Here is a 22,546-nt window from a genome sequence, read left to right as displayed (position 1 = left end):
GGTGAATACCCATGAATACTATCAATCCCTACGCCTGGACACCTGGCAGTCGTGTGGCCAGCGGTGTAGCTGACGCTGCTACTTTATCCGCTGTGATGCCTGATGAAGGCCAAGTGGATTCTGCTGCTAGTCGATTTGCTTCTACCAGCACCGTCTCAGCGCTTGCTCATCAATTAAACGAAGCCGCAACACGTGCCGTTCAGAAGAGCAACAATCCTCTCGATCTGATTACCGGCGATAACTACTTCGCCAGTAAAACAGTACACGATACCGAGATGCCCAATACCCATGACCCGCAGCTTCTGGCACGAGCCCGTCAAGCGACAGGTTTCGTCAATGGAGTCGACAGCAATCCCTTTAAAGGCCTCGTGCGTGAGCAACTTAGCTTGATTGCCCATGACGAGGGTGGTTCTTTCACCATCAATGAGCGACGCGCGGCATGGGAAGAGTTGCAGTCAACACAGCGAGCGTCTGCTCCCATCTCGAACCCAACAGCTTTTAATGGGCGCGACTTCATGATTGCTCGCCTGTTTGGTGGCAGTGAACCACCTGTTGCCAAGCCATCTGCTACACGGGACAACAGCCATATGAATCCCGCCGACTTCTTGAACCTCGATGATCGAAACCTGATCGCGGACATGTATGCATATGCCCATGCGGAAGGCGCGGACCTGACTTATGTCACCTATTTAGCCTCGATCCTCAGTACCTATCGCTATTACAACGACGGTCGTCAGCTAGGGGGTGGCAATAATGGTTATGACGCCGACGGCTACCGGGTCACGTTCGATTTCAAGAAAGAGGAGGCGCAGATCGCCTCTCGCATCCTGAACGGTTCGGCGATCAACAGCACCCGTATCGATCAGGGTTTTTTGCGGTACATCCTGCATCCGGACCACGGGGCGTTCACCAACCTTGGCGGCATACCGTTCCTGGAGCGAATGGTGAACAAATTCTCCAATGAAGGCGATGATCAACCGCCCCTTGGCAGCGAGTTCGCCACCTTCAAAAAAATCAGCTTCGAAGACTATGCCGTTCGTACCACAAACAAGGCCATAAGGCTGCCGCCCGACAAATCAGTCGCCGTCGTCATCAACGGTGTCTGGAGCCTCACCGAATATGGCAAGGTTTGCGGTTATGCGATCGACTCGGCCACTGGCAGATTGAGCACGCCGTCGGACTCCCCTGGCGAGAAAACGCCGCCACCCTCAACCTTGGGTGTACCTGCCACCGACGCGGCTAATCGCACGATTTTGGATGCCCTCGCAGAGACCCGCGATCAGCCCACCCAGCGCTGGATCTGGCCTGGTCATTTATTCACGATATTGAGAAACATCAAGCCCTGAGAGTCAGGATGGCTGAGTGACATTATTTGTGCACACGAGATAAAGCCACCCATAGGTAAGTCTTGTCAACGTGTCGCAATTCTCTAGTGACGCCGAGTTGAGTCGCCTGCGGTACAAGGTGCAAGCTGGGGGAAATAAAGCGAGTTGTCTCATGGTGGGACTTGGTCGTGCGGTCGGCAATTTGTGGACTGAGGTAACTCGGTGGGGTTCAGGGGACATCTATCAACTAGCGATAAACTCCTTGACGAAGTGACTCGCGGCCACACGACCTGAGGATACTTTTGCCGTCTGCTTGACATACTATAGTCTTAGTGATTCTCTCGAAGGCTAATTGGAACCCAAGGAACGGTCATGCAAAAACGAGTAAATTTCCATCGCGACAAGGAGTCTGAAAACGGCTTGTCCCTGACTATATTTGTAGAGGGGAGAACAGACGCCGAGATCGTCAAAAATATCTTATCAGTGCTGGCGTTGAAACCCTTTCCGAGTATCGTTATTTGCAATGGGAAGATGGAGCTAATTGAGAGAATCAAAAGCCTTAAAAATAATTCACATAAGAAATATATAGCGCTGATAGATGCTGATGAACCAAGCGTGCCCGACTCAAGGGCTGAAGCAGAACGCCAGCTAGGAAATCCCCAGATACCTGTGTTTTGTGCTGTTCCTACCATTGAGGCTTGGCTATTTGCCGATGAGAAAATTGCTGCAAAAATTGCCAGGGGTGAGACGGCTTCAAATGTAATTAAACGAATGCCGCTGCCTGAGTCTATTCCATATCCTAAATATTTAGCAAGTAAGTTATTGCGCATTACAAAATATACCAATGATTATAGTTTTCTACAGGAGATTAATATTTTTACAGCTGCAGCTAGATCCCCATCTTTACGAAATTTTCTCGCTGGGATATATGATGTGTTGAATATGCCTTCAAGCTTGCCTTATAAGTCGATTTCGTCAAATTTGAATCGAGAGATTTTTTCAACTTTATTACGGGAAATACCTGGGGATAGTGTGGCGTGGAAAACGCTTTCTGGTGAAACTTATAGTGCGGCGGATTTGGCAAAGAATATTGGTGAGGGTACCGATATTGGAAAGCAGTATATAACTGAATTGCTTCGGGTTGCTCGAGATCTTATGTCGAGGAAAGCGAAGAAATGACTATTTTTTTTGTCACGAATAGCGATCGACAAACCAAAGCTAATTTGGCTGTGGCGAGTAAAATAGTGATTGAGACAGATATAAGGCTTTTTGACCGAGATGCTTTACGCATTAAACTTCATGAGCAGTTAAACGGTAAAAAACGTACCATCTTCTCCATGAGTCATGGCTCGGAGTCCGCAATCATTGATAGTGTAGGTGATAAAGCGATTTTTGAAGCTGATGGACATGCGCTTAATGGTTTTAAAGTGTTTGCGTGGGCGTGTTTATCCGCCAAAGGACTCGGTGAGTCACTAGCCAAACAGAATGTGTATTGGTGGGGCTATGATGCGGCAATCACAGCACCAGATGATAGAGAAAGATATATCAATATTTATGCTGAAATATTATTTTCAGTGAAATCTAATTTTGAAAGGGGTATTGATGATGCTAGTGTGACGAATATATTAAACACCATCCGAGATGTCTGCTTGGCTGCAGAGGAAAAGCTAGATATGGCTGGCGCAGGGGAAGATGATGAAGCAATGTCTCTATATTCCTGTTGTCGCCAAATATGGACTTGCCTTTGTATATGGCTACCTCAAAACCAGCAGCCGATTAAACATAACGACGCTCCAGCAGCGTTCATAGAGTTCTAGAAGCTTAAGTGTAAAGTCGCCCGGTCCAACGTAGTATTTCGCATATGGTCTGGGTGGTGTCTAAGGCTTTAGAGTGAGTTTTGGAGCGTCTTGTCGTCTAGAGCTTCGTTAGTAATATTTTACTAGGTTTTAGTTGTATTCATACGGTCGGCCTTGATTTTTTTGGGGTTCCTATTGGTTCATAAGGATGTGGTCGTGGTAATTAAATCATTCATCAGTATTTCATCTAGGGATTATCTGTCAATATCACATCTATCAGCGGCAGCACTTTTTACGCAGCGAGCAGCCGTGCTTGAGCCTATATTGACTCTTGGGGATTCTGCCTCGGATGAGGGTCTTCGTGAGCACAAAGCCTGCGTGGTCGCGAGCATAATGCTTTCAGTCGCATTCTTAGAGGCTACAATCAATGAGTTATGGGCCGACTGTGGTGAATATTTCGATACAGCTAGGATCGAATGTCTGCAGAATAGTGAGATGATGGCTATTTTATGGAAGCAGTCGCCGCTTAAGCGATCAACAATGCTTGAGAAGTATGAATTAGCACTTGAGTTAAATGCGAAGCCGAAAATAGCGAGGAATGCTAGTCTCTATCAGGATGTGAAGCTATTGGTCGCTCTCCGAAATGCCTTGGTGCATTATGAGCCTGAGACTATCTCCAATTTCAGTGATAACGATGTAAAAGGGGAACAGCATAAATTTGAAAAGATGCTCCGTGGAAAATTTGAGCATAACAGACTAACTGGTTCCGGAAACCCCTTTTATCCTGACAAGGTACTTGGAACTGGTTGTGCACGCTGGGCCATATCAAGCGCGGTTTTATTTACAGATGATTTTTTTGAAAAGCTGGGTGTTCCGTGTATGTATGGGGGTGTCCGTTATGAGTTTGGGGTCTAGCTGGTAGCTGTAGTTTAGAGATGTGGGTATTTTAAAATTCTTATCGTTAAAAGCTTAGTATAGTAATTTAACTAGGAGAAAACTTGAGTTTGGCATGGTGGAAGTTTTCATTTGAGCGAAAATGGCGCCATCAAAAGTTGTTGGTGCGTAAACCCTATATTTTACGTATTAATTAATTTTCAATTTGATCCGCAGAGTTTGTGCTCCCAACGATCGTCTGCTGCAGCGTCCGGCCAGAATTGTCGAGCCGTCGTTGGGGTGCACAACACGTTATGAGACAGTCCAGAAGCTCATGCTGGCGCTGGGTGTGGAGCTGACGGTGCAGCCGATAACAACGGTCACAGCCAAACAGGCCACACCCAGCAAGCCCTGACATTCACTGCCTCATTCCCGTCGCCAGCATGTTTTTCGCACGAGTGCACGGGGCTTTCCATTAGCCCCAAACACCGCACAACCGTCGGCACCCAGTGCAGTGCAAGAGATCGGTGAAGCTCGCCTTGGTTGCATCGAACGAAGTGCCTAGCGCACCAGGCAAGGCTGCTTGTTATTGAAGCGCCAGCCCGGGATCAGGAACTGCATGGCCACGCTGTCATCCCGCGCACCCAGGCCCATGCCTTTATAGACTTCGTGGGCCTTGGCCACCGCGTCCATGTCGATCTCCACACCCAGGCCCGGCTTGGCCGGCACCTTCACGTAGCCACCTTCGATTTTCAGCGGTTCGCGCGTCAGGCGTTGGCCGTCCTGCCAGATCCAGTGGGTGTCGATGGCCGTGATATCACCGGGTGCAGCCGCCGCGACCTGGGTGAACATCGCCAGGGAAATATCGAAGTGGTTGTTGGAGTGCGAACCCCAGGTCAGGCCCCAGTCGTTGCACATCTGCGCCACGCGCACCGAGCCTTGCATCGTCCAGAAATGCGGATCGGCGAGGGGAATGTCCACGGACTGCAACTGGATGGCGTGGCCCATTTCGCGCCAGTCGGTGGCGATCATATTGGTCGCGGTCTTGAGGCCCGTGGCACGGCGGAATTCAGCCATGACTTCGCGGCCTGAATAGCCATTTTCCGCACCGCATGGGTCCTCGGCATAGACGAGCACATGGTGTTGGTCATGGCACAGGCGGATGGCTTCCTTGAGTGACCAGGCCCCGTTCGGGTCGAGGGTGATGCGCGCATCCGGGAAGCGTTCGGCGAGGGCGGTAACCGCTTCGATTTCCGCATCGCCGCTCAAGACACCACCCTTGAGCTTGAAGTCGTTGAAGCCATATCTGGCTTTGGCGGCTTCGGCCAGGCGCACCACGGCCTCACTGGTCAGGGCCGGTTCGTGGCGCAAGCGCAACCACTCGTCCTCTGCGTGCGCCTCGTTGCGGTAGGCCAGGTTGGTCGTTGTGCGGTCGCCGATATAGAACAGGTAACCGAGCATTTTTACCGCATCGCGCTGTTGGCCTTCGCCGAGCAGGGCGGCCACCGGCACTTCAAGGTATTGGCCCAGCAGGTCGAGCAGGGCCGCTTCCACGGCGGTGACCGCATGGATGGTGATGCGCAGGTCAAAGGTCTGCAGTCCACGGCCCGCAGCATCGCGTGAGGCAAAGGTGCTGCGCATCTGGTTGAGGATGCGCTGGTACTGGCCGATGGGCTGGCCGACGACCAGGCTGCGCGCGTCCTCCAGGGTTTCGCGGATGCGTTCGCCGCCGGGCACTTCACCGACGCCGGTATGGCCGCTGCTGTCCTTGAGAATCACGATATTGCGGGTAAAGAAGGGGCCGTGGGCGCCGCTCAGGTTCAGCAGCATGCTGTCATGGCCGGCCACGGGGATGACTTGGAAGTGGGTGATGACGGGGGTAGTCATGGTGATGTCCTGAATGGGCTCAAAGGGGGTTGCTGATAGCGGTGGCCGTTGGAGTAACGCTTGGCGCAGGCAACGCGGCAGAGGGCGACGTCTTGGCGAAGAACACCAGGATCGCCGCCAGCACCGAGGTGCCGGCCAGGCCATAGAGGCCGCCCTGGATCGAGCCGGTGGTCTGCTCCAGAAAGCCGAACGTGGTCGGTGCCACAAAACCGCCCAGGTTGCCGATGGAGTTGATCAGGGCGATCACGGCGGCGGCGATGCGCACGTCCAGGTAACCCTGGGGGATTGGCCAGAACAGCGAAGAGGCGGACTTGAAACCGATGGCTGCAAAACAGATCGCCACAAAGGCAAAGATCGGTCCGCCGGTGGTGGACATGAACATGCCCGCTGCGGCAATCAGCAGCGCAGCGGCAACCCAGGCCTGCTGGAACTTGAATTTGCCCGATAGCGCGGCGAACGCATACATGGCGATGATCGAGATCAACCACGGGATCGAGTTGAAAAAACCGACCTGCACGTCGCTCAAATCGCCCATCTTCTTGATGATGCTGGGCAGCCAGAAGGTGGCTGCGTAGATCGTCAGTTGGATGCAGAAATACAAGGCGCAGAACAACAGGATCTGACGGTCCTTGAGCAGCTTGCCGAGGGTCGGCTTGACCGTGGTCAGCGCTTCACGGTCGCGCTGCTCCTGGTCGATGGCGCTCACCAGTGCATCCTGTTCTTCACGGGTCAGCCATTGGGCGTCGTGGGGTTTGGAGTCGAGCCAGAACCACACGAAGAACCCCAATGCCACGGACGCCAGGCCTTCGATGGCGAACATCCATTGCCAGCCGTGGAAACCGAACCCTTCGATCTGCAACAACGCGCCCGACAACGGCCCGGAAATCAGTGAGGCCACGGCCGAGCCGCTGAGGAAGATGGCGATCGCTTTGCCGCGTTCAACACCCGGCAGCCAGCGGGTGAAGTAGTAGATCACCCCCGGGAAAAAGCCCGCTTCGGCCACGCCCAGTAAAAAGCGCAGGATGTAGAAGTGGGTTTCGTTCTGGATGAACGCCATCAGCGTGGCGACGATGCCCCAGGTGAACATGATGCGGGTCAGCCAGATCCGTGCGCCGACCTTCTGCAGCAGCAGATTGGAGGGCACTTCGAAGAGCGCGTAGCCGATGAAGAACAGTCCGGCGCCCAGGCCATAGGCAGCGGCGCCGATGCCCAGGTCGTGCTCCATGTGCGTGCGCACGAAGCCGATATTGACCCGGTCGATGTAGTTGAGGATGAACATGATCACGAACAGGGGGAGCACATGGCTCTTCACTTTGCTGACGGTGCGGCTGAGCACCGATTCGTTTTCTGCAGCGGCGGATGCTGGATTTGAATGGCTCATGACTCGAAAACTCCCCCTGATTTATTTTTATGCGGGTTTGTGTGTTGTTGATAGACATCATACAAGTGGTGTTCTTGGATTCGCAATTGGGTGATTGATGTTTTTGTGCTTATAAGGCCGCCATTGAAATAGATTTTATGGTTATTTGCCCATGTTTATTGGTGGTTATAGATTTTTTTAGCGTTGTCGAGCAAAGCCGACGTTATCTGGGGCTGGCGGCAGGGGGCGTTGAAATGCAGATTTATCAATTTGGTTGTCATACAAGTTGGGTGTCTTGTGAACCTAGCCTGCCAGGCTCGGATAGGGAGTGTTAAGCTCCCTCCAGCCCAACCCCGTGGACCCGCAGTGATGCCCATTGAAAACGGAACCCTTGTCCGTAGACGCTCCAGCAACCTGGCCCAAGGCGTGGTCGACGCGCTGACCCAGCGCATCCTGCTCGGGCAACTCAAGCCCGGCGAAAAACTGCCGTCCGAATCCAGCATCGTGCTGGAGCACGGCGTAAGCCGTACCGTGGTGCGCGAAGCCATTTCCAAATTGCAGGCATCCGGCCTGGTGGAGACGCGTCACGGTATCGGCACCTTCGTGCTGGAGCCGCGCGCGCAGCAGGGCTTGCGCCTGCACGTGGATACGGTCGCCAGTGTGCGCAACATGCTTGAGTTGCGCCTGGGCCTGGAGGTGCAGGCTGTGGCGCTGGCGGCACTGCGCCGGTCGGATGAACAACTGGCCCGTATGCGCCAGGCGCTGGATGACTATCAGGCATCGCTGGCCAGTAACGACAGCTGCGTGGAAGAAGACAAGCGCTTTCACCAACTGATCGCCGAAGCCACCGGTAATACGTTTTTCACCGAGATCATGGCGCACCTGGGCAATGCGATGATTCCGCGTACCCAGGTCAAGGGCGCCGAACGCGGCGGGGCGGATTTTGCCAGGCTGGGGCAACTGGCGAACCTGGAGCATGAGGCGATCTTCAACGCGATCAGGCGTCAAGACCCGGACGCCGCGCGGGCCGCCATGGTGTTGCATCTGACCAATAGCCGGGATCGATTTTCCGGGGAATGAAAAGGACCAACCGTTGAACCAACACACGCTGTCCATGCGCCTGGAGCGCGTGGCCGCCAACGTGCCGGCCGAATCGCGCCTGGCCGATATCGGCTCCGATCACGCCTACCTGCCGGTGGCGTTGATGCACCGTGGCGTGATCACCGCCGCGGTGGCGGGGGAGGTCGCGACCACACCATTCCACGCCGCCCAACGTACCGTGCGCGACAATGGCCTGGAACAACACATTACCGTGCGCCTGGCCAATGGCTTGGCGGCGATCGAGCCGGGGGACGGGATCACCGCGATCAGCCTCTGCGGCATGGGCGGCGAAACCATTCGCGACATCCTCGACGCCGGCCAGGCGTGCCTGAGCGGCCTGGAACGCCTGATCCTGCAACCCAACGGTGGCGAGCAACCGTTGCGCCAGTGGTTGATGGACAATGGCTACTCGATCCTGCACGAAGAGCTGTTGCACGAGAACCGCTTCTACTACGAAATCATCGTGGCTGAACGCGCCGGGCCCGTGACCTACAGCGGCGAACAACTGTACTTCGGCCCCCTGCAGATGCAAGCGCGCAGCCCGGTGTTCCTGGCCAAGTGGCAACGCCTGCTGCGTCAGAAGCACAAGACCCTGGCCAGCCTTGAACAGGCGCGGCAAGCGGTGCCGCCGGCGAAGGTGCAGGAAGTGGCCCGAGAGGTGCGCTGGATTAGTGAATTACTGGCGTGAAGGCGCAGGCTTCGGTCGCCTGAGGTTGACGTCTTATGCTCCAATGCGGCCCTTCATTCGCTGACCCAGGACCCCGCCATGGCCGATACCACCGACCAAGCCTTCTACGACCGTGCCGACGCGCACATCGAACTGTCGAACGAGCAGCTCAAGACCTGTGAAAACCTCGGCGAGGTCAGTGCCTCGATGATGTTCGGCACCACGCGTTTCAACGCCTGGGCCAGTGCTCGCAACTTCAAGTCCGGCGCAGAAATGGCCGAGGCGCGGGAGGCCATGCTGAAGTATTTCTGTGATCAGTACCGGATGATGCTTGAGGATAATCTGGATGATCACATCAATAATTTCAGCCGGTATATGCTCGCCAAATAGGCCGTCGGCACTGACTGCGCCCACCGCGTCCCGGTGTCTGCCTGTCGTTTTTTTCCAGTGGTAAGCGGAGAGTCGGGCCGTGCGCGCTGTATTGCACGTCATACCTTATGTGAGTCTGGAGATGATACCGGCTGGCAATGCCCGGCCCGCCTCAAGTGCCATCAACCGTTCAATGATCGGGTCGCGCTCGTTTTTCGGCGTATCGCGGTCGGTAATCGCATAGACCTGGGCGTCGGCCCAGAGGCGAATCTGCTCAAGTGAAGACGGCTCAGTCGGTGCGATTTGAAGTTGCTGGAGAAGAAATCCAGCTTGAGTCCATTTAGGCATCAAACCGAGCAGCGCCTGGCGTCTATCAGCGGTCAAGGTGGCCCAAAGGACTTCAAGTTGGCGGGTAAATGCCGATGCTATGACGCTCCAGGGTTGAGAACGCAAGCCTGTGACCGCTACCTCAAATACGCTCTTGGAAGGATCTGCGATCGCGCAAATTAAACGTGCAGGTCGGTTACCGCCTTCGATGTTCAGCACCAGTGAGCGAACCGCGCCGCTCTTTTGCTCCAATGCCGTAGTCAACCAGTCTTCAGGGACCGGCATGTTCAAATCCTGTGCCAGTCCAAGGACGCCCAGCCATTGCGCTTTCGTCTCGGGTGTATTGCCACGCAGGTGCGTCTGCAGGACATGCATGGGTTCGACGCCATATTTTTTTGCGGCCCATAACGCTGTCGACCTGGTTGCCGGTGAGGGGTCCGTTAAAAAGTCTTCGATCAACCGAGTACGACCCGTTGGTATCCGGACCGCCTCCAGAAACGAAAGCCTCCTGAGAATGCTGCTGTTGCTGGCGAGTCCGAATGCGACAGCCCGTTGAGCCGCGGCTTGTGGCAGTTCCATGGCACCTCCAAGGGCCGCTCGACGTACGCTGAAGTCGGGGTGATGCAAGCTCATTATCAGAAACGGCTCCCGTTCATCGTCCGTCATTGATTGAGCAAGGACCCGAAAGAGCAAGCGAGCGCACTGGCCACGGCTGGTGGGCAAGGCAGGGGCGCACAGTGGCAGGCATTCCGGTGTTGCCAGCAGCGCTTGGAGATTGTCGAGTGTGACTCGATGGTTTTCGCGCTTGCGCATTTCGAGCGCGAGAAGTGCGGGAAGTTGAGCGATCAGCCAAGGTGCATATTTGGGCGTCAAATAGTCACCGAGTGCGGTTTTCGCGGCCTCGCGAACTTGGGGCACCCAGTCATTGAGTCGTACGATAATTGCTGATAACCGCTCGCTGGTTTGTTCTGATCGAATCGCCAGTAGACCGGCCTCGCGGTCAAAGCCATCCCAACTGCTGACCAATGAATGCCAGTTTCGGGGGGCGGCTGTTTTCGGCAGCGGTGCTGGCCTAGCCGTATAGCAAGATTCAGCGGGCGTTGTTGGGATGGGCAATCTCATCAAAAACTCAGCCACCTCCCGCGCATTGCGTAAGTGAATCACCGGAACCTGCGGTGCGACCGTCAAGCGTGCGACCTCAATGCCTGGGCGGCTCAGGCGGTCATAGTTCCAGCAGTAACTCAGGAAAGCCAGGAACTCTCTGTCGAGCTTTTCCTTGCACCCCGTCGGTTTGTCTGTACGTGGTCGGTCCAGCAGGCTGCGCACCAGCACACGCCACAAGCACGTGGTGCGCGGAGTGTCGAGCCAGATGATCAGGTCGGCTCGCGGCAGGCGCAGGTCGAAGCTACGTCGTGCGTAATTGCCTTCGCAGATCCATTTGTCCGCGGCAATCGCTTGCCTGATCCGCTTGCGGAAGATTTCGTTATCGACCTCTACCCAGTTCGGTTCCCAGAACAACTTGTCCAGGTGTACCACCGGTGCTGCCAGGCGCTTACCCAGTTCGCGGGCCAGGGTTGATTTACCGCTGCCGGCGTTACCGAGGATGATGATGCGTTGCATGGGCAGATCCTTTGCTGAAAGCATAAAATTCCAAGGCCCGTCTCGACGGGTTACAGGCGTGCACGCAACACTGAGTGCTTTCGCCCCATTTTCGTGCGCGCCTGAGCGGGCAGCCGGTGTAGAAGCGCCTGTTTTCGGCCTCGGCACCAACGGCCCACATCTTGCTTGAGCCAGTTTAATCAATGACATGGCATTTTGCTTTTAGTCATTTCTAAGCTGTTTGGGGGAGTGGTCGGCGATGCACAGTCTTTTATCACCGGGTATCCGTTTGCTCGGCCGTTTCGGTTTCGCACGCAAGTTCCAGGTCTTGTTTTTCCTGTTCATGCTGCCCTTGGCTGCGAGCGTGTGGCTGATCGGGCAGGGCTATCGCGACAAACTCGCGGTGATTGCCAGCGAACAGTCCGGCGTTCGCCAGTTGTTGGCCCTGGACGCGCTCGACAGCCAGCTCACCGCACAACGCAACCTCGCTGCGCGCTGGAAGGCCGTGGACATCCTGCGTGCGCCAACCCCTGCCGCCCAGGCTGCGATGGACAAGGTCGATGCCGCTAACCCGCTGATCCAGCAGAGCCTGCAAGCCTTGGGTGATGTGCTCAACACTGAGCACGCCAGCGCCGACACCCTGGCGCGCTTCGAGGCGTTGCAGGCCGCCGTCAAGGGCATGGACACCCAGTCCTTGCGTGCCGTGGGCTGGTGGCCGGACGGTTATGATCGCTTTACCGCTGCCTTGACCGCCATGCAAACCCTGCGCGAGCAGATCACCCTGGATACCGGCCTGATCCTCGATCCCTGGCTGGAAACCTACCTGCTGATGCAGATTTCCAGCCAGTACACGCCGGACCTGATCGAGCGCATCGGCCGCACCGCCAGCGTCGGTGAGTCGTCCATTGCCTCGGGGCAGTTCACCTTGCAAAGCCGCTTGCAGATGCGTGACCTGCGCGGCCGTATCGGCGATGCCCGGGATCAGTTGGTCAAAGCCGCCGCTTCGCTCAAGGCCAAGCAATATCCGGGCATTGAGCCGTGGACTGCCCAATATGACAGCAGCCTGCAGTTGCTGGACAACCAACTCAAGACGCTGGACGAGGGCGTTTTCGGCGGCACCATCAAGCTCGATACTGCCGCGTTCGACAGCAGTGTCGACGCCGTGCTCGGTGCCCTGGGCGCGTTGCGCAGCCAGTCGCTGCACGCGCTGGATGCGCGCCTGGGTTACTACCACGGGCAATCGATCAAACAGTTCATTCCGGTGGCGGCGACGTTCAGTCTGTTGGCGTTGGCCGCACTGTACCTGTTCATGTGCCTGCAAGCCTCGATCCGCCGTAGCGCCAGCGGCATCACCACGCTGGCCGAGTCCCTGCGCGACGGCAACCTGTGTATCGAAGTGGCGGTGGAAGGCCGCGATGAACTGGCGCTGATCAGCGCCGCACTCAACGCTGCCGTGGTGCAACTGCGCACCAGCCTGCTGGGCGTCAATCATGAAACCCAGCAACTCGGTTCGGCCGTACACACCCTCAACGCACAATCGGGCAGCACCCTCACCGAGGTCGAAGACCAGCAGCACCAGATCAGCCAGGTTGCCGCCGCCGCCACCCAACTGGCCGCCACTTCGATGGGTGTCGCCAGAAGTTGCGAGCAAGCCTCTGGAAGTGCCCAGCACACCCGCAGCATTGCCGAGGACAGCAGTCGCGACAGCCAGCGCACTACGGCGAGCATCCAGCAACTCAACCAGCGCCTGACCGACACCGCCAACGCCTTGGAACAGGTCAGCCAGCAAGGCCAGCAGATTCAATCGGTGGTCGATACCATTCGGGGTATTGCCGAACAGACCAACCTGCTGGCGCTCAACGCCGCCATCGAAGCCGCTCGCGCCGGCGAACAAGGGCGCGGTTTTGCCGTGGTGGCCGATGAAGTGCGCAGCCTGTCGCAACGCACCCAGGCGTCCACGGCGCAGATCGCCGGCACCGTGGACAGCCTGCGTGCAACCGTCAGCCAGGCGGTCACCTTGATGGGCGCGGCGTGCGAGCAAGCCCTGACCGACGCCGAGTCAGTCACCGGCCTGGGGGCACGCCTGGGCGAAATCGCAGGCGCGGTACAAAATGTCACCGACACCCTGGCGCAGATTGCCGCGGCGGTGGAAGAACAGGCTGCCACGGCGGATGAAGTGAGCGGTAATATCCAGCAGGTTGACCAAGCGGCAGGGCGCCTGCTCGATGGCGCGCGTGCCGTGAACCAGGCGGCGGACACCTTGAGCAAAGGCAGCCGGGCATTGAGCGATAACACCGCGCGCTTTCGATTGGGCTGAGCGTTTGTAGTGAGCGGGCTTGCCCCGCGCTGGGGGGGCGCAGCCGCCCTAAACCCTGTCACTGCGGTGTTTCAGAAAGACCGAGGTGCCTGGTTTTGGGGCTGCTACGCAACCCAGCGCGGGGCGAGCCCGCTCACTACAAGTAAATTAGGTGGGCACTCCCGGGCGGTGGTGTAGTCTCTTTTCAGGACCCCCCTTTCGCTTAGCGGAGCTACCATGATCACCGTTCACCACCTCAACAACTCGCGCTCGCAACGCATCCTCTGGCTGCTCGAAGAACTCGGCCTGCCTTACGAGATCAAGCGCTACCAGCGCGACCCCAAGACCAACCTCGCGCCGCCCGAGCTCAAGGCCATCCACCCGTTGGGCAAATCCCCGGTGATCGAAGACGGTGGCCAAGTGCTGATCGAATCCGCTGCCATTATCGACTACCTGATCCGCCATTATGGCCAGGGCCGCCTGCAACCCGATCCCGCCACGGCCACCTATGACCAATACGTGCAATGGCTGCACTTTGCCGAAGGCTCGGCGATGCTGCCGCTGATGCTCAACCTCTACGTCGGCCGCCTTGGTGACGCTGGCGCGCCGTTGCACCCGAGGATCGAATCGGAAGTGGCCAATTACCTGGGGTACCTGAACGACGTGCTGGCGGATAAAGCCTACCTGCTGGGCGATGAGCTGAGTGGCGCGGATATCCAGATGAGTTTCATCGGCGAAATCGCCAAGGCCCAGGGCAAGTTGCAGGCTTACCCGAACCTGGCGGCGTGGGTGAAAAAATTCCAGGCGCGGCCGGCGTATCGCAAGGCGGTGGAGCAGGGTGGGGAGTATGCGTTTGCCAAGTAAGGGGCTTCACGGCGTTTACAACTGTTAACGGATTGAAGGGCGCAATCGCTATAGGCTTTGCGTTGTCCGTACAGGAGCCTTCGGTCATGAACTTACGAGCTGTCGCCGTCACGTTAATTGCATTCGCGCTTTTGCTGCCGTCGCCGGCCGAGGCCGCCACGCCCATCAAGCACGTCGCCATCTACCGCGGCCCGGCGGGCTGCGATGACTGTTCCGAGAACGTGGCGAATGCCTTGCGCCGCCTCAATCCCGAGTATCAGATCGATTATGTGGGCGCGCAGGAGGCCATCGACATCACGCCACAAACCCTGGCGCGCTATGACCTCTACGTGCAGCCCGGCGGCGGTCAGGACATTCCCGGTGCCCTGCGCAGCCTGGGCGATGCGCGCGCCGAGGCGATTCGTGGTTATGTCGCCGGCGGCGGGCGCTACCTGGGTTTGTGCATGGGTGCCTATCTGGCGGATGACGGTAACCTCGGCCTGATCCCCCAGGACCTCGACGGCGAAGCCGGCCGCCCCGGCTTTGAAGTGCCCGGCATCGCCGACGCCGCCGTGCAGGTCATGTGGGAAGGCAAGCCTGACCATGTGTTCTTCCAGGACGGCCCTTACATTCCCGCAGCCGACCCGGCCGCGCCCTACAAAACCATCGCGACCTACCGCAACGGCGACGTCGCGGCGGCGCGCTATACCTACGAAAAGGGTGTGGTCGTGCTGAGCGGCCCGCATCCCGAGGCCGGTCGCGAATGGTTTGAGAATGCCGACATCCCGTTGAACAAAATGCCGCGTGGCGATCTGTTTGGGGCGTTGATTCGCAACTTTTGAAGCGCAGCATACCGACCTGTGGCTAGGGGGCTTGCTCCCTGGCAACTTGATCCCAGGCTTCTTCGCTTCAAATAAAATAAGCCAGTAGTGCCCCCGCAGCCACCAGCCAAACTATCACCACCCCCCCCGCAGCCACTTTATTCACGGGCCGTTCGGCGTGGCTGTTCTCCCACTCACTGGCCTGGCGCTGACAATCCTCAAGGACTTGCGCAGGCATCAAGCGAATCGCGAGCAGAATGCCAAGGGGCAGGATGATCATGTCGTCCAGGTAACCCAGCACCGGAATAAAATCCGGAATCAAGTCGATGGGACTCAGCGCATAGGCCACTACGAATACTGAGATCCATTTGGGCAGCCAGGGCGTTTGCGGGTGTCGATAACAAAACCACAGCACCATGGTTTGCCGTTTCAAGGTTTTGGCCCAGCGGCGTACAGCATTGAGCAGGCTTTTCATGCTTTGGCTGACCTTCGCGAGTCCGCCCCTTCAAAAAACAGCATTCCAGCGCCCATCGCCAGAATGAACAGACCGGCGGACAGGCCTATCAGTGCACCGCCAAACAGCGAGGCCCAGGGGGTGAAGTGGGAGGAGAGCGTCATGGTGCAATACACCTGAGGGTGGGAGCAGGGTGGAGGTTCAAGCTTATCGCTATCACGGTTTAGTTTCTTGCTCTGTCACGTATCATTTCAGGACTGCCCCTATATTCCCCTCGACGGTTTTGTGAAAGAGGAACAGCGCAATGAGCAAGGTAGCGGGACCCGTGGGTGAAGAAGCGTTGTCGAGGCCGCAGGCGGTCAGTTTGCGGGAGTCTTTCTGGTTCTGGTTGAAGTTGGGCTTCATCAGTTTCGGCGGGCCTGCGGGGCAGATCTCGATCATGCATCAGGAACTGGTCGAGCGGCGCCGTTGGATATCCGAGCGCAGGTTCTTGCATGCGCTCAACTATTGCATGTTGCTGCCTGGGCCGGAGGCTCAGCAGTTGGCGACTTACATCGGCTGGCTGATGCATCGAACCTGGGGCGGGGTGGTCGCGGGTGGGCTGTTCGTGCTGCCTTCGCTGGTTATCCTGATCGCTTTGTCATGGCTATATGTTGCGTTCGGCGAAGTGCCGGTGGTAGCGGGCCTCTTTTATGGCATCAAGCCTGCCGTGACCGCCATCGTTGTGCAGGCAGCCCACAGGATCGGCTCGCGAGCGCTGAAGAACCATTGGCTATGGGCGATAGCGGCCGCTTCATTCAGCGCAATTTTCGCGTTTAATGTCCCATTCCCGTTGATTGTCCTGGGGGCGGCATTGATCGGTTATGTCGGGGGACGCCTGGCACCCGAGAAATTCAGAACAGGGGGGCATAGTGCCGCCAAGAGAACGTTTGGCCCGGCCTTGATCGATGACGACACCCCGTCCCCAGAGCATGCCCGGTTCAGTTGGTTGAAATTGGCATCGCTCGCTCTGCTTGGCGTTGCACTGTGGGCATTGCCAATGGCTGTTTTGATCCTGTCGTTTGGCTGGCAGGGCACGTTGACCCAGATGGGCTGGTTCTTTACCAAGGCTGCGCTGTTAACGTTTGGCGGTGCCTACGCGGTGCTCCCTTATGTCTACCAAGGAGCGGTGGGGCACTATGGCTGGCTGACCCCGACACAGATGATTGACGGGCTGGCGCTAGGGGAAACCACGCCCGGGCCGCTGATCATGGTGGTGGCCTTCGTCGGCTTCGTCGGCGCCTACGTCTCGCAGGTGTTTGGCGCCGATCAAATGTTTCTGGCTGGGGCTGTCGCCGCGTCTCTGGTGACATGGTTCACCTTTCTGCCCTCATTTCTGTTCATTCTTGCCGGTGGCCCGCTGGTGGAGTCGACCCACAACGAACTCAGGTTCACCGCACCATTGACCGCCATTACCGCTGCCGTGGTTGGCGTGATCCTGAACCTGGCGTGCTTCTTCGGGTATCACGTGCTGTGGCCAAAGGGTTTCAGCGCTAGCCTTGATTGGCCTTCCGCGTTGATCGCACTGATGGCGGCGGTCGCACTGTTTTATTTCAAGCGCGGAGTGATTCAGGTGTTGATCGCTTGCGCGCTGGTCGGTTTGGCTGTGCATCTGTTGCGCTAAGAGTCGTGGCCCTGTTGTACAGTTGGCCGCTGGAAAACGATTGAAAGGGATGACCATGACATTGACCGTCAAAACCCTGCTCGACCTGGCCATGGCCAACCCTATCAACGCCGAAATCACCGCGCGCCTGCCTGACCTCGGGGTGGACCAGTGTTTCCTCACGGCGGGCTGTCTGTTCCAGGCGGTGTGGAATCATCAGGCGAAGCTGCCTGCTGACAAGGGCGTCAAGGACTACGACGTTTTTTATTTCGATACGGACTTGTCCTACGAGGCCGAGGATGCGGTGATCCGTTCGGCCGAAGTGCTGTTCCAGGACCTGGGCGTCAACGTTGAGGTGAAGAATCAGGCGCGGGTGCACCTTTGGTACGCGCAGCGGTTCGGTCGGCCTTATCCGCAGTTGCACACGGCCAGGCAGGGGATTGATCGTTACCTGGTGGCGGGCACGTGCATCGGCCTGGAGATTGCGACGGGCGAGGTGTATGCGCCGTACGGGTTGGAGGATGTGGCGCAGGGGGTGTTGCGTATCAACCCGCGGCATCCGGAGCCGGCATTGTTTGCGCAGAAGGCCAGGAGTTACCAGGCGCGTTGGCCTTGGTTGAGGATTGTGGCGCCTGCTTAGCTTGGGTACGCCAGTGAACTTTTACCCGAGTGCGGTACGTCCAAGCATGAAATGCCCAGCCAAGGACCGACCATGACTTTTTTCATCTTCCTGCTCGCCTGCATCGCCGCTGCCAGTACCGGCTTACTTTTCAAGCCCGGCGCCTGGTACGAATCCCTGGTCAAACCCAGCTTCACGCCGCCCAATTGGCTGTTTCCGGTCGCGTGGACCCTTATCTACCTGCTGCTGGCCTGGGCCGGTTATCGTCTCAGCCTGATTCCCGGCAGCCAAATCGTCCTGGCCTTGTGGGCGGCGCAGATTGCCTTGAATACGCTGTGGACGCCGGTGTTCTTCGGTGCCCATCGGATCCTCGCCGGGATGCTGATTATCGCGGTGCTGTGGGTGACCGTGGCGGCGATGGTGGTGTTGGCGGTGCGCCTGGACCTGATCACCGGCCTGATGCTGTTCCCTTACCTGGCGTGGCTGTGTGTGGCGGCGGCGCTGAACTTCTCGATCCTGCGCAATAACCGCTGATGGCGCCTAAACCCTGGTCCGCCAGTGAGCCTGAACTGGCCCAGATGCGCCGCTTCAACCAGAAACTCGCCTGGATGCCACGCTTTAAAATCCGCAATCGCGTGACGCCGCGTTTGATCCAGGCGTTGTTGCGGGTCAGTCAAAAGCTCAAGCAGGCCCCCGAGGCTGAAACCCGGCTCATCGGGACGGTGCCCGTGCGTATCCTGCGCCCACGCGGCCAACCCAAGGGCGTGGTGCTGGATATCCACGGCGGCGGCTGGGTCATCGGCAATGCGCAGATGGATGACGACCTCAACCTGGGCATGGTCAACGCCTGCGACGTGGCAGTGGTGTCGGTGGACTATCGGCTGGCGCTGGACACGCCGCTCGAGGGCCTGCTGGACGACTGCCTGGCGGCTGCCCGTTGGTTGTTGGAGGACTGCGCGGAGTTCGCCGGCTTGCCGGTGATCGTCGTCGGTGAGTCGGCGGGTGGGCACCTGGCGGCAGCGACGTTACTGGCGCTCAAGCAGTGGCCGCACTTGCTCCCGCGGGTCAGCGGGGCGGTGTTGTATTACGGCGTTTATGATTTGACCGGTACGCCGAGCGTGCGCACGGCGGGGCCGCAGACCTTGTTGCTGGACGGGCCGGGGATGGTTGCAGCGCTGCGTATGCTGACGCCGGGGTTGACTGATGATGAGCGCCGCCAGCCGCGATGGTCGCCGTTATATGGCGATTTCGCAGGGTTGCCGCCGGCGTTGATGTTTGTCGGCGAGTTGGACCCGCTCAAAGATGACACCTTATTGATCGCCGAGCGATGGCCTGGCGCTGAGGCGTATCTGCTGCCGGAGGCGGCGCATGGGTTTATCCATTTTCCCGTGGATATGGCGCGGGACGTGCTCGGCTACGCTCGCCAATGGATAGTCAACCGAATGGGCCATCAACTGGGGCGCAACCGCAGTATCTGCGCGCCATCGAACGGGTCTGTCAGGTAATGCGCCTGCACCCCGAAGGTCTGCTGTAACCGTTGCGGCGTCAGCACTTGCAGCGGTTTGCCCAACGCCACCAATCGGCCGTGATCCAGCACGGCCAGGCGATCACAGGTCAGTGCCTGATTAAGATCATGCAATGCAATCAAGGTGGTCACGGGCAGCGCCTGCACGCCTTTGAGGATCGCCAGTTGATGCTGGATATCCAGGTGGTTGGTGGGCTCGTCCAGCAACAGGATCTGCGGCCGTTGCGCCAGGGCGCGGGCGATGTGCACGCGCTGGCGTTCACCGCCCGAGAGGCTGCGCCAGGCACGCTGGCTGAGGTGCGTGGCGTCGACGTCATGCAAGGCTTGGGTGACGATGGCGTGGTCTTCGCTGGACCATGGGCTCAACGCCGACAGCCACGGCGTGCGGCCCAGGGCCACAGCGTCGAACACGCGGATCGCGTCGTCGGTGTCGGCCTGTTGCTCCACCACCGCCAGCTGTTGGGCGATGGCACGGCGCGACAGTTCATTCAGGCGTTGGCCGCCCAAGCGTACTTCGCCGCTGGCCGGCGTGCGCAAACCGGCAAGCAGTTTGAGCAAGGTGGATTTGCCGGAACCGTTCGGCCCGACGATGCCCAGGGTTTCGCCCCGTTGAACATCCAGATGGATATCGCGCAGCAACTCGGCATCACGCACCTTGAAGCCCAGGCCGTTGCAGCTCAGCACACTCATCGCGCGTTCCTCCGACCGATCAGGATCAGCGCAAACACAGGCGCGCCGACCAGCGCAGTGACCACGCCGACCGGAATCACCTGGCCCTTGATCAAGGTCCGCGACAGCACATCGGCGGCGATCAGAAACAGCGCGCCTCCCAGCGCACTGGCCGGCAGCAGACGCGAATGCCCGGTGCCGAGCAGCAGGCGCACCGCATGGGGAATTACCAGCCCCACAAAACCGATGGAGCCGACAATCGACACCATCACCGCCGTCACCAGTGCCGCACAGCCCACCAACAGGAACTGCACACGCCGTACCGGGATGCCGAGGGATGCCGCCGAGTCGGTGCCGAAGGTAAACGCATCCAGCGCACGGCGATGCCACAGGCACACCGCCAGGCCCAGGACCGCCACCGGCACCGCCAGCCCTACCGAGGGCCAGCGTACGCCGCTGAGGTTGCCCAGCAGCCAGAACAGGATGCCCCGGGCCTGTTCGGAGCTGGCCGACTTGGTGATCAGGAAGGCGGTGAGGGCATTGAACAGCTGCGAACCGGCAATGCCGGCGAGGATGATCTGCCCGGTACCGCTGGCCGCACCGCTGGCGCGCGCCAGCAGAATCACCAGGGCAAACGCCGCCATGGCGCCGGCAAAGGCGCCGGCCGACAGCGAAATCAACCCGCCGCCCACGCCGATCAACGCCACCAGCACGGCACCGGTCGAGGCGCCGGCGCTGATGCCCAGCAGGTATGGGTCGGCCAATGGGTTACGCAGCAATGACTGCAAGATTACCCCGCACGTCGCCAGCCCCGCACCGCAGGCGGCGGCGACCAGGGTGCGGGTCAGGCGGTAGTTCCACACCACGCCTTCATCGATCGGGTCCAGTGCGTAGCCGGCCGCCCACAGTTTGTTGGCGAGTACCTGCAACACCACTTGCGGTTCGATGGCGGTTTCACCAATGGCCACGCCGGCGAGGATCGCGAGCAGTAGCAGGATGAGGGCGAGCAAGGGACGGATCATTTCGGCAGGTCGTAGCCGTCGATGGCACCGGCCAGTTGTTCCAGGCCATCGAACGTGCGCAGGCTGGCTTGCAGGGCCAGGGCGTCAATAATGATGATGCGGTTGTTTTTCACCGCGTCCATGTTGCGGGTCACCGGGTCGGTGCGCAGGAACGCGAGTTTCTTTTCATGGTCGTCGGCCGGGTAGCGGCGGCGGTCCATGCGGGCGATCACCAGGAAGGTCGGGTTGGCCTTGGCCAGGGTTTCCCAGCCGACAGCAGGCCACTCTTCATCGGACTGCACCACGTTGGTCAGGCCCAGGGTGTCCAGCATGAATTGCGGAACGCCCTTATGCCCGGCCACGTAGGGGTCGCTGGCCATTTCGGCGCTGGAGAACCAGACCAATGCACTGGCCTGTTTGAGCCCTTTGCTTTGCGCGGTGGCAACGGATTTTGCCAGGCGTGCCTTGAGCTCATCGTTCACTTGTTGGCCGCGCGCCTGCACGTCGAAGATCTCGGCCAGTTGGCGGATGCTTTTATACACGGTGTCGATACGGAAAGGCTCCAGCCGCGTCCCGTCGGCGCCCACCAGGTTGTCCTTGCCTTCGCAATCGGAGGGCAGCACGTAGGTGGGAATCTTCAGTTCAGCAAATTGCTCGCGGGTGCCGACCACACCTTGCGAGCCGACCACCCATTCCAGCTCAGCGGCCACCAGTTGCGGGCGCTTGGCGATCACGGCTTCGAAACTCGGCTCGTTGTTGGCCAGGCGCTCGACCTTGTCGTTCTGCACCTTGAACCGGGGCAGCACATCGTTGAACCACAGCGAGGTGCCGACCACTTTATCCGCCACACCCAGGGTGTAGAGCATTTCGGTGGCGGCCTGGCCGATGGTCACACTGCGCGCGGGGGCCTGTTGAAAGGTGACGGGGTTGCCACAGTTTTCCACGGTCAGTGGGTACTGGGTGGGGGCGGCTTGGGCCAGGGCACAGAAGCCAAGACTGGTGAGCAGTGCGCTAAAGCGTGGCAGCATGGGGCAATCTCCGTTTTAACCGTACAAGTAGCTGGGGAGGTACGGTCGTGGAAATACAGCCATTAACGCTGCCGATGGGGCAGGGCAAGGATGTCCTTCCCGGACACCCCGCCGGTTAGTGATCGAGCTTGGGCCGGCAGGTCTCCTGACTGATGCGTCGTCGCCAGGCTCCGGCCTTCCCGGACAAGGTCCAGTGGCATCCAGGAGCAGGCTCAGCACCTACAGTTGCGGGGGCAGTTCCGATTGACGCGGGTGGACCGCGCTTCGGATTCCCTATTAGTCCCGTTTGGGAACCGGCGCGGTATGGTAGTTGATTAGAGCGAGGTGAAATAGCCCAAGGTGGG

21 protein-coding genes, 2 pseudogenes and 1 riboswitch are annotated in these 22,546 nt (G+C 58.6%); of the genes and pseudogenes, 15 read left to right on the top strand and 8 right to left on the bottom strand.

Going from position 1 to position 22,546, the window contains the following annotated elements; all coding sequences use genetic code 11:
• The first annotated feature begins 11 nt into the window (after window positions 1–11).
• The 5 genes and pseudogenes from DK870_RS24870 to DK870_RS29770 all read left to right on the top strand — a co-directional run.
• On the top strand, window positions 12–1,346 hold the full coding sequence (locus DK870_RS24870) for a hypothetical protein (protein ID WP_161549967.1): 1,335 nt from the start codon (window positions 12–14) through the stop codon (window positions 1,344–1,346).
• 351 nt (window positions 1,347–1,697) lie between these two features.
• Window positions 1,698–2,504: a DUF4276 family protein gene (locus DK870_RS24865; RefSeq protein WP_161549965.1), complete on the top strand. Its 807-nt coding sequence runs from the start codon at window positions 1,698–1,700 to the stop codon at window positions 2,502–2,504.
• On the top strand, window positions 2,501–3,142 hold the full coding sequence (locus DK870_RS24860; protein WP_161549963.1) for a hypothetical protein: 642 nt from the start codon (window positions 2,501–2,503) through the stop codon (window positions 3,140–3,142). Before DK870_RS24865 ends, DK870_RS24860 begins: the two co-directional genes overlap by 4 nt.
• 195 nt (window positions 3,143–3,337) lie before the next feature.
• Window positions 3,338–4,036: a hypothetical protein gene (locus DK870_RS24855; protein ID WP_372241710.1), complete on the top strand. Its 699-nt coding sequence runs from the start codon at window positions 3,338–3,340 to the stop codon at window positions 4,034–4,036.
• A gap of 256 nt (window positions 4,037–4,292) precedes the next feature.
• A pseudogene (locus DK870_RS29770) lies at window positions 4,293–4,409 on the top strand (putative addiction module antidote protein); the annotation flags it as partial.
• Window positions 4,410–4,555: 146 nt separating this feature from the next.
• On the opposite strand, the gene gudD reads toward DK870_RS29770, so the two are convergent.
• Together gudD and DK870_RS24845 are read right to left on the bottom strand one after the other, a co-directional pair.
• A complete protein-coding gene (gudD, locus tag DK870_RS24850; protein WP_161549961.1) occupies window positions 4,556–5,881 on the bottom strand; it encodes a glucarate dehydratase in 1,326 nt (441 codons plus the stop codon).
• 19 nt (window positions 5,882–5,900) lie between these two features.
• Window positions 5,901–7,262, bottom strand: coding sequence for an MFS transporter (locus DK870_RS24845; RefSeq protein WP_161549959.1), 1,362 nt, complete (start codon window positions 7,260–7,262; stop codon window positions 5,901–5,903).
• Window positions 7,263–7,610: 348 nt separating this feature from the next.
• Here DK870_RS24845 and DK870_RS24840 point away from each other — a divergent pair, with 348 nt between their 5' ends.
• From DK870_RS24840 to DK870_RS24830, 3 genes are all read left to right on the top strand, one after another.
• Window positions 7,611–8,321, top strand: coding sequence for a FadR/GntR family transcriptional regulator (locus DK870_RS24840; protein ID WP_161549957.1), 711 nt, complete (start codon window positions 7,611–7,613; stop codon window positions 8,319–8,321).
• A 13-nt stretch (window positions 8,322–8,334) separates the two neighbouring features.
• Window positions 8,335–9,030 (top strand): tRNA (adenine(22)-N(1))-methyltransferase TrmK, encoded by a 696-nt coding sequence (locus tag DK870_RS24835; RefSeq protein ID WP_161549955.1) that lies wholly within the window; start codon window positions 8,335–8,337, stop codon window positions 9,028–9,030.
• A gap of 78 nt (window positions 9,031–9,108) precedes the next feature.
• On the top strand, window positions 9,109–9,399 hold the full coding sequence (locus tag DK870_RS24830; protein ID WP_060755816.1) for a DUF3144 domain-containing protein: 291 nt from the start codon (window positions 9,109–9,111) through the stop codon (window positions 9,397–9,399).
• A gap of 1,416 nt (window positions 9,400–10,815) precedes the next feature.
• On the opposite strand, the pseudogene DK870_RS24825 reads toward DK870_RS24830, so the two are convergent.
• A pseudogene (locus DK870_RS24825) lies at window positions 10,816–11,325 on the bottom strand (AAA family ATPase); the annotation flags it as partial.
• A gap of 238 nt (window positions 11,326–11,563) precedes the next feature.
• Here DK870_RS24825 and DK870_RS24820 point away from each other — a divergent pair.
• From DK870_RS24820 to DK870_RS24810, 3 genes are all read left to right on the top strand, one after another.
• The gene (locus tag DK870_RS24820) at window positions 11,564–13,621 is read left to right on the top strand and encodes a methyl-accepting chemotaxis protein (protein WP_161549953.1); all 2,058 of its coding nucleotides are present in this window, start codon (window positions 11,564–11,566) and stop codon (window positions 13,619–13,621) included.
• Window positions 13,622–13,837: 216 nt separating this feature from the next.
• Window positions 13,838–14,464, top strand: a complete 627-nt coding sequence (locus tag DK870_RS24815; RefSeq protein WP_161549951.1) for a glutathione S-transferase family protein — start codon at window positions 13,838–13,840, stop codon at window positions 14,462–14,464.
• A gap of 86 nt (window positions 14,465–14,550) precedes the next feature.
• The gene (locus DK870_RS24810; RefSeq protein ID WP_161549949.1) at window positions 14,551–15,285 is read left to right on the top strand and encodes a BPL-N domain-containing protein; all 735 of its coding nucleotides are present in this window, start codon (window positions 14,551–14,553) and stop codon (window positions 15,283–15,285) included.
• A gap of 67 nt (window positions 15,286–15,352) precedes the next feature.
• Here DK870_RS24810 and DK870_RS24805 read toward each other — a convergent pair whose 3' ends face one another.
• Window positions 15,353–15,739 carry a YkvA family protein gene (locus DK870_RS24805; protein WP_060755812.1) on the bottom strand — a complete coding sequence of 129 codons (387 nt, stop codon included), beginning with the start codon at window positions 15,737–15,739 and terminating at the stop codon, window positions 15,353–15,355.
• Window positions 15,736–15,882 (bottom strand): hypothetical protein, encoded by a 147-nt coding sequence (locus tag DK870_RS30065; protein ID WP_372241709.1) that lies wholly within the window; start codon window positions 15,880–15,882, stop codon window positions 15,736–15,738. Before DK870_RS30065 ends, DK870_RS24805 begins: the two co-directional genes overlap by 4 nt.
• A 140-nt stretch (window positions 15,883–16,022) precedes the next feature.
• Between DK870_RS30065 and chrA the strand changes: the two genes are divergently transcribed.
• From chrA to DK870_RS24780, 4 genes are all read left to right on the top strand, one after another.
• Entirely contained in the window at window positions 16,023–17,381 is a 1,359-nt protein-coding gene (chrA, locus tag DK870_RS24795; RefSeq protein ID WP_161549947.1) for a chromate efflux transporter, read from the top strand.
• A 55-nt stretch (window positions 17,382–17,436) separates the two neighbouring features.
• A complete protein-coding gene (locus tag DK870_RS24790; protein ID WP_161550025.1) occupies window positions 17,437–18,000 on the top strand; it encodes a nucleotidyltransferase family protein in 564 nt (187 codons plus the stop codon).
• 72 nt (window positions 18,001–18,072) lie between these two features.
• A complete protein-coding gene (locus DK870_RS24785; RefSeq protein ID WP_060755810.1) occupies window positions 18,073–18,513 on the top strand; it encodes a TspO/MBR family protein in 441 nt (146 codons plus the stop codon).
• Window positions 18,513–19,484 (top strand): alpha/beta hydrolase, encoded by a 972-nt coding sequence (locus tag DK870_RS24780; protein WP_161549946.1) that lies wholly within the window; start codon window positions 18,513–18,515, stop codon window positions 19,482–19,484. The genes DK870_RS24785 and DK870_RS24780 overlap by 1 nt, the downstream gene beginning before the upstream one ends.
• Here the strand turns inward: DK870_RS24780 and DK870_RS24775 are convergent.
• Genes DK870_RS24775 through DK870_RS24765 form a run of 3 tightly spaced genes read right to left on the bottom strand, consistent with a single transcriptional unit; the run spans window position 19,430 to window position 22,202 of the window.
• Window positions 19,430–20,194, bottom strand: a complete 765-nt coding sequence (locus tag DK870_RS24775; RefSeq protein ID WP_104994341.1) for an ABC transporter ATP-binding protein — start codon at window positions 20,192–20,194, stop codon at window positions 19,430–19,432. The genes DK870_RS24780 and DK870_RS24775 overlap by 55 nt on opposite strands.
• Window positions 20,191–21,195, bottom strand: a complete 1,005-nt coding sequence (locus DK870_RS24770) for an iron ABC transporter permease (protein WP_161549944.1) — start codon at window positions 21,193–21,195, stop codon at window positions 20,191–20,193. Before DK870_RS24770 ends, DK870_RS24775 begins: the two co-directional genes overlap by 4 nt.
• Window positions 21,192–22,202: an ABC transporter substrate-binding protein gene (locus tag DK870_RS24765; RefSeq protein WP_161549942.1), complete on the bottom strand. Its 1,011-nt coding sequence runs from the start codon at window positions 22,200–22,202 to the stop codon at window positions 21,192–21,194. Before DK870_RS24765 ends, DK870_RS24770 begins: the two co-directional genes overlap by 4 nt.
• A 117-nt stretch (window positions 22,203–22,319) precedes the next feature.
• Window positions 22,320–22,515: riboswitch (cobalamin riboswitch) on the bottom strand.
• Window positions 22,516–22,546: the final 31 nt, after the last annotated feature.

Origin of the sequence: Pseudomonas sp. Q1, assembly GCF_009935975.1 — a bacterium.
In the GTDB taxonomy this organism is placed as follows: Bacteria; Pseudomonadota; Gammaproteobacteria; order Pseudomonadales; family Pseudomonadaceae; genus Aquipseudomonas; species Aquipseudomonas palleroniana.
The sequence above is the reverse complement of the archived record's forward strand: the minus strand, read 5'-3'. Positions and strand labels throughout refer to the sequence as shown.